Raw genomic sequence first — 377 nt, 5'->3', positions numbered from 1 at the left:
ATATGTTTCTCATGTTTTCTTATTAAATTAGGTTCATCACCAAGATAAAGTCTAATTGTTTCTTCCACCAGATTTATTCCAAAAGCTTCTTCTATCATTCGATTCATTGCTCCAGCGGATATTCTTGGATTAATCTCAACTAACTTCCAATTTCCGTTTACATATCTAATTTCAAGATGACAGGCAGCGTTTGTTACTTTTAAATCGTTAATAATCGATTCAACTGTATTGTATAGCTTATTATAAAAGTCATCCTTTACATTTAGCCGAATAGCATAACCGGTTACAATAAATTTTATTTCTTTTGTAATTTCTTGTTCGAAAATAGCAACAATATTTATTTTCCCATTATGCACAAGCACTTCCACTAAATATTG

At 30.0% G+C, this 377-nt stretch carries 1 protein-coding gene; it reads right to left on the bottom strand.

All coding sequences use genetic code 11. The features are described from left to right. Positions 1-377 (bottom strand): ATP-grasp domain-containing protein (locus D5F11_RS25675; RefSeq protein WP_126646702.1); only part of this gene is annotated, 377 nt, incomplete at both ends.

It is taken from the genome of Siminovitchia terrae (assembly GCF_003605405.2).
Lineage (GTDB): Bacteria > Bacillota > Bacilli > Bacillales > Bacillaceae_C > Siminovitchia > Siminovitchia terrae.
The sequence above is the reverse complement of the archived record's forward strand: the minus strand, read 5'-3'. Positions and strand labels throughout refer to the sequence as shown.